We start from the raw sequence: 4,860 nt of genomic DNA on the forward strand, positions 1-4,860 counted from the left end.
TTAACGGTGAGGTCAGTTATAAAAATTTTTTACCTACAAAATCTTGACACAGACCAAGATGGAATTTACCATTGACAGCAATTTATAGGATGGGGTATAATATCAAATAAAATAATGAAAATGCGATGAACAGGAGAGTAGCAATAGCAGGTATACAGGGAGAAGATACCGCGACTGAGAGTATCTTTATACTCATGCTATTGCGAAGGACACCTGGGAGCTGACTGGCCGACAATGTAGGCCAGATCCGTGAACCTGCGTTAAGGGAATGAGTACCAATCAGGGTGGCACCACGGGATTAACCTCTCGTCCCTGCGTTTTGCAGACGAGGGGTTTTTAAATGTAAGAAGATAAGAAGGAGTTGGTGAGATGCTTACAAAAGCTCCAAGAGGCACTAAGGATATTTTGCCTTCAGAATCTTATAAATGGCAATATGTAGAGAATTTGATGAGAGGAATATGTGAAGCTTACGGGTACAAGGAAATACGCACACCTGGGTTTGAGCATACGGAGCTTTTCTTAAGAGGGGTAGGGGAATCCACTGATATTGTCAGGAAAGAGATGTATACTTTTAATGATAGGTCTGGAAGAAGCATTACTCTAAAAGCAGAAGGGACCTCTCCTGCAGTTAGAGCTTTTATAGAGCATGGACTTTACGCGGAGACGCAGCCTACAAAGCTTTATTATATAACTCCTGTGTACAGGTATGAAAAGCCTCAAGCAGGAAGGTTAAGAGAACATCATCAGTTTGGGGTAGAAATATTTGGAGCAGAGAGTGCTTCTGCCGATGCTGAAGTCATAAGCATTGCCATGAGTCTATTGAAGAAGTTAGGACTTAATAATCTAGAGCTCAGGATAAACAGCGTAGGATGTCCTGTTTGTAGGAAAAATTATAATAAAGCTTTAAAAGAGTTTTTAGGGCAGCATTTAGATGAACTCTGCGATGACTGTAAGGTAAGGTATGAGGTAAATCCTATGAGGGTATTAGACTGTAAGGTAGAAAGTTGTAGAAGAGTAACTAAAGAGGCGCCTTTAATTACTGATTACCTGTGTGATGATTGCAGGAACCATTTTGAAGAGCTGAAGAAGTACCTTGATGCCTTGGGTTACGAATACACGGTAGACCCTAGAATAGTGAGAGGGCTTGACTATTACACAAAAACAGCTTTCGAGATAATATCGAAAGACATTGGTGCACAGGGTACAGTGTGTGGAGGAGGAAGGTATGACGGCTTAATAGAAGAAATTGGAGGGCCCTCAATGCCTGGGGTAGGTTTTGGTATGGGAATAGAAAGGCTTCTTCTGACTTTGGAGCAAAATGGAATTGAAATTCCTAAGCCAGAGGGGCCGGACCTTTTTATAGCTTACATTGGCGATGAAGCAAAGCTTTTTACTTTTACCCTCGCGAATAAACTCAGATTTAACGGTTTAAAGGTAGAGATAGATCATATGGAAAGAAGTTTAAAGGCGCAGATGAAATATGCCAACAAATTAAATGCTAAATATGCTATTGTGATAGGCGAAGAAGAACTCGAGAGCAAAAAAGTGAAATTGAAGAATATGGCTACAGGAGAAGAAAGAGAAATTTTAATTGATGAAATAGAAAAAGCGATAAAAAATTGAATGGAGGGAGTTTAATGGGAGAACAACTTGGCGGCCTTAAAAGAACCCATATGTGCGGAGAGATCACTGTTGAAGATGTGGGAAAGTCTGTCGTAGTGATGGGATGGGTCAACAGCAGGAGAGACCACGGAGGATTAGTTTTTATAGATTTGAGGGACAGAACAGGAATTGTGCAGGTAGTTTTCAATGAACAGGTTTCTAAAGAGGCTTTTGAAAAGGTGCAAAGCGTGAGAAATGAATATGTGTTAGCAGTGGAAGGGGAAGTAGTAAAAAGGCTTCCAGAGAATGTGAATCCAAAGATACCCACAGGAGAAATAGAAATTTATGCTAAAAATTTGAAGATTTTAAGCAAGTCTGATACGCCTCCTTTCCCGATAGAGGATAGAAGCAATGTATCTGAGGCGGTAAGGCTTAAGTATAGATATCTAGATCTGAGAAGACCTTCAATGCAGAGAAATTTAATCACCCGCTTTAAGCTTACGCAAGCCGTGAGAGAGTTTCTCAATGACAATGGCTTTATTGAAATAGAAACTCCTATGCTTATAAAGAGCACTCCTGAAGGTGCGAGAGATTACCTTGTGCCGAGCAGAATTTATCCTGGCAAGTTTTACGCCTTACCCCAATCTCCCCAAATATTTAAGCAGCTTTTGATGATTGCGGGATTTGATAGGTATTATCAAATTGCTAGGTGTTTAAGAGATGAAGATTTAAGAGCTGACAGGCAGCCGGAATTTACGCAGATAGATATTGAAATGTCCTTTGTAGAGGTTGAAGATGTCCTTGATATAAACGAGAAAATGATAAAGCATGTATTCAAAAGGGTTTTGGATGTAGACCTTGATATTCCTTTTAAAAAACTCACTTATCAGGAGGCAATGGAGAGATTTGGCACTGACAAGCCTGACTTGAGGTTTGGAATGGAGCTTAAAGATTTGTCTGACATACTAAAAGAGTCAGAGTTTAATGTGTTTAAAAATGCTTTAAAAAATGGCGGGTCAATAAGGGGTATAAATGTAAAAGGAGCTGCTTCAATGACAAGAAAGCAGCTGGATGAACTAGTAGAATTCGCCAAAAACTTTGGGGCAAAAGGTCTCTTGTGGATGCAAGTTTTGGAAGGGGAAGTGAAGTCGCCTGCTACGAAATTTTTAACTGAGGGGGAATTAACTAAAATTTTGGAAAGACTCGAAGCAGAAGTGGGAGATTTGCTCTTGATAGTTGCGGATAAAGATGATATAGTTTTTGACACACTGGGGCATTTGAGGATTGAAATGGCAAAAAGATTTAATCTCATTGATGAGAGTAAATACGAGTTTGTATGGGTTGTCGATTTCCCACTTTTAGAATATGACGAGGAAGAAAAAAGATACGTTGCAAAGCACCATCCATTTACATCACCTAGAGATGAAGATATAGACCTTTTAGAAAAAGAGCCTTTAAAAGTCAGAGCTAAAGCTTATGATATAGTGTTAAACGGTACAGAGATAGGCGGTGGAAGCATAAGGATACACGATACGGAGCTTCAGAAGAGGATGTTTAAAGTGTTAGGTTTTACCGAAGAAGAGGCTTGGAAGAAATTCGGATTTTTAATGGAGGCTTTCAAGTATGGTGCTCCTCCTCACGGAGGAATAGCGTATGGGCTTGACAGGCTTGCAATGATAATGACAGGGAGCGACACCATAAGGGATGTGATTGCATTTCCTAAAACTCAAAATGCTGTATGCCTGATGTCAGATGCTCCTTCGGAAGTTTCTGAAAAGCAGCTTAAGGAACTTCACATCAAGATAGACCTATAAACGTTTACCAGTTGAAAAATAAAGGGTTTTATGATATTATTTATATAGAACAATATAGACTGAATACAAACCCTGTGGTGTTCGTGTGACCCGGTGAAAGGTTGAGCCAACACCAAAAATAAGGGAGCCTGGACTTTGGCAGTGGATTGTAGGCCGCCTCGTCGCGGAAACATGAAGCTGCCAAGAGGGCACCCACTTTGTGAGGACGGGTTCAAAACCTACCGGTAGGCACGGCATCATGGGGTTTTTTGTTAATTAAAAAAATAACAAAAAGCTATTGACATATCTAAGAAAAACTTTTATACTATTCTTTGGATACCCCACTGGGGTTGGGAGGTATAGTATGTACGAAGAAAATAGAGAAGATTTGCTAAGACGGCTTAGAAAAATTGAAGGGCAAGTGAAGGGCATACAGAAGATGATAGAAAGCGATGCTTACTGTATCGATGTTTTGATACAGGTGGCTGCTGTTCGCTCTGCTATAAACAGTGTAGCGAAGATTCTTCTTAAGAGTTACGCTACAAGCTGCATAAAAGGTGCTGTGTGTGCCGAGAAGCAGGAAGACATGGTGGATGACTTAGTGGAGACTTTTATAAAGTTCATGAGGTAGTTTTAAAAAGCATCTTGCTTTTTAAAATACATAAAACAGGTGCTTTGTACAAAAATAAAAAATGAAATAAAAGTATAGGAGTGGTTTTATGGCAGAAGTGGTTATAACAAGCGAAAACTGGGAAGAAGAAGTTGTAAACTCAGATGTGCCAGTTTTAATTGACTTTTGGGCAGAGTGGTGTATGCCTTGTAAGTTAGTTGCTCCTATTATTGAAGAACTGGCAAAAGAATATGAAGGCAAAATCAAAGTAGGTAAAGTCAATGTAGATGAAGAAGATGAACTTGCAATGAAGTTCAGAATAATGAGCATACCTACAATTGGACTTTTCAAAAACGGCAAAATGGTAGGAAAACTAATAGGTGCAAGACCAAAAGCCGATTTTGTGAGGTTTATAGAGAAATATTTAAATGAAGATACCACTAAGAAGGAAGAATCTTTAGAGGTAGAAATAACATATGACAACTGGGAAGAAGAAGTTGTAAACTCAGATGTACCAGTTTTGATTGACTTTTGGGCAGAGTGGTGTGCTCCATGTAGGTTAGTTGCTCCTATAGTCGAGGAATTAGCTCATGAGTATAAGGGCAGACTAAAAGTGGGAAAGGTTAATGTGGATGAAGAACAAGAACTGGCGATGAAGTTCAGGATAATGAGCATACCTACTATCGGACTTTTCAAGAAAGGTAAGATGGTTGATAAGTTGATAGGTGCAAGACCGAAAGCTGATTTTGTCAGGTTCATAGAAAAGCACTTAAACAATTAAAAATCCTGCCTACGGCAGGATTTCAGACTGTTGACAAAATATCGGGAACCCGTTATGATGAGAAGGGTTCCTTG

4 protein-coding genes, 1 other RNA gene, 1 pseudogene and 1 other annotated feature are annotated in these 4,860 nt (G+C 39.6%); all 6 genes and pseudogenes read left to right on the top strand.

Going from position 1 to position 4,860, the window contains the following annotated elements; genetic code table 11:
• Positions 1-116 precede the first annotated feature (116 nt).
• Positions 117-317, top strand: a binding site (T-box leader).
• 52 nt (positions 318-369) lie between these two features.
• The 6 genes and pseudogenes from hisS to trxA (ACPLVE_RS10945) all read left to right on the top strand — a co-directional run bounded on the left by hisS (position 370) and on the right by trxA (ACPLVE_RS10945) (position 4,786).
• The gene (gene hisS, locus ACPLVE_RS10920) at positions 370-1,623 is read left to right on the top strand and encodes a histidine--tRNA ligase (protein WP_424611573.1); all 1,254 of its coding nucleotides are present in this window, start codon (positions 370-372) and stop codon (positions 1,621-1,623) included.
• A 14-nt stretch (positions 1,624-1,637) separates the two neighbouring features.
• A complete protein-coding gene (gene aspS / locus ACPLVE_RS10925) occupies positions 1,638-3,416 on the top strand; it encodes an aspartate--tRNA ligase (RefSeq protein WP_424611574.1) in 1,779 nt (592 codons plus the stop codon).
• Between the two features lie 66 nt (positions 3,417-3,482).
• Positions 3,483-3,665, top strand: a non-coding RNA gene (gene ssrS / locus ACPLVE_RS10930) — 6S RNA.
• Between the two features lie 94 nt (positions 3,666-3,759).
• Entirely contained in the window at positions 3,760-4,026 is a 267-nt protein-coding gene (locus ACPLVE_RS10935) for a metal-sensitive transcriptional regulator (RefSeq protein ID WP_424611575.1), read from the top strand.
• Between the two features lie 88 nt (positions 4,027-4,114).
• Positions 4,115-4,432, top strand: a pseudogene (gene trxA, locus ACPLVE_RS10940) (thioredoxin); the annotation flags it as partial.
• Positions 4,418-4,786 carry a thioredoxin gene (gene trxA / locus ACPLVE_RS10945; protein ID WP_424611576.1) on the top strand — a complete coding sequence of 123 codons (369 nt, stop codon included), beginning with the start codon at positions 4,418-4,420 and terminating at the stop codon, positions 4,784-4,786. The pseudogene trxA (ACPLVE_RS10940) and the gene trxA (ACPLVE_RS10945), both read left to right, overlap by 15 nt.
• Positions 4,787-4,860: the final 74 nt, after the last annotated feature.

The organism is Caldanaerobacter sp., assembly GCF_049701115.1.
Classification (GTDB): Bacteria; Bacillota; Thermoanaerobacteria; order Thermoanaerobacterales; family Thermoanaerobacteraceae; genus Thermoanaerobacter.

Bases quoted from the DNA above. Each gene is read 5' to 3' on its own strand.
- hisS (WP_424611573.1), top strand. From the start codon at position 370: ATGCTTACAAAAGCTCCAAGAGGCACTAAGGATATTTTGCCTTCAGAA.
- aspS (WP_424611574.1), top strand. From the start codon at position 1,638: ATGGGAGAACAACTTGGCGGCCTTAAAAGAACCCATATGTGCGGAGAG.
- ACPLVE_RS10935 (WP_424611575.1), top strand. From the start codon at position 3,760: ATGTACGAAGAAAATAGAGAAGATTTGCTAAGACGGCTTAGAAAAATT.